We start from the raw sequence: 856 nt of genomic DNA, 5'->3' as shown, positions 1-856 counted from the left end.
GGTGCTTCTTCGAGGATGAGGTGGGCGTTGGTCCCGCTGATCCCGAACGACGACACCCCCGCACGCCGCGGCCTGTCCCCCCGCACCGGCCACTGCACCGCCTCCGTCAACAACCGAACCGACCCCGAACCCCAATCCACCAAAGGCGTCGGCTCACCCACATGCAACGTCCGCGGCAACACCCCATAACGCAAAGCCATCACCATCTTGATGACCCCACCCACACCCGCAGCAGCCTGCGCATGCCCAATATTCGACTTCAACGACCCCAACCACAACGGATCCCCAACACCACGCCCCACCCCATACGTTGCCAACAACGCCCCCGCCTCAATCGGATCACCCAACCGCGTACCCGTCCCATGCGCCTCCACCACATCCACACCCACACCCGACACACCCGCACTCACCCACGCCCCACGAATCACACCCTCCTGCGACCGACCACTCGGCGCCGTCAAACCATTCGACGCACCATCCTGATTCACCGCACTCCCACGCACCACCCCCCACACCCGATGCCCACGCTCCACCGCAACCGACAAACGCTCCAACACCAACAAACCAACACCCTCAGAAAACCCCGTCCCCCCAGCATCCCCAGAAAACGCCCGACACCGACCATCACCCGACAACCCACGCTGACGACTGAACTCAACAAACGTCGACGGACTCGACATCACCGTCACCCCACCCGCCAACGCCACATCACACTCACCCAACCGCAACGCCTGACCAGCCAAATGCAAAGCCACCAACGACGAAGAACACGCCGTATCAACACTCACCGCCGGACCCTCAAAACCAAAAACATAAGACACCCGACCAGAAACAACACTCCCCGAACGACCCGTCA

General features: G+C 62.3%; 1 protein-coding gene. It reads right to left on the bottom strand.

What is annotated here, in order from left to right; genetic code table 11:
- The coding region (locus IE313_RS34630) for a beta-ketoacyl synthase N-terminal-like domain-containing protein (protein WP_189939347.1) at positions 1-856 on the bottom strand (856 nt) is incomplete at both ends.

Origin of the sequence: Streptomyces sulfonofaciens (genome assembly GCF_014656295.1) — a bacterium.
GTDB classification, from domain to species: Bacteria; Actinomycetota; Actinomycetes; order Streptomycetales; family Streptomycetaceae; genus Streptomyces; species Streptomyces sulfonofaciens.
The sequence above is the reverse complement of the archived record's forward strand: the minus strand, read 5'-3'. Positions and strand labels throughout refer to the sequence as shown.